Raw genomic sequence first — 207 nt, 5'->3', positions numbered from 1 at the left:
CAGGGACCAGCTGTAACGGCGCAACCGGTTGGGCCTCTTCCCTTGGCCGACGCAGCCGCTTCACCCAATACAGGAAGCTAGGCAAGGCCAAACCCTGCTGTTCACAATACGCCTCCGCCTTCAAACCACTGCTACGCCACCTCGCTACCTGTGCTTCCCGCTCTGTCCATGATTCACATGACTGCACCATCACCTGACTCCCACCAA

General features: G+C 58.9%; 1 protein-coding gene. It reads right to left on the bottom strand.

Annotated features, from left to right (window positions below):
- Window positions 1-190: IS66 family insertion sequence element accessory protein TnpA (gene tnpA / locus PZA18_RS24935; protein ID WP_407951226.1), on the bottom strand; the 190-nt coding region annotated here is incomplete at its 3' end.
- Between the last annotated feature and the right edge of the window lie 17 nt (window positions 191-207).

The sequence above is a fragment of the Parachitinimonas caeni genome (genome assembly GCF_030129945.1).
In the GTDB taxonomy this organism is placed as follows: Bacteria; Pseudomonadota; Gammaproteobacteria; order Burkholderiales; family Chitinimonadaceae; genus Parachitinimonas; species Parachitinimonas caeni.
This window is presented reverse-complemented; position numbering and strand designations above follow the sequence as displayed.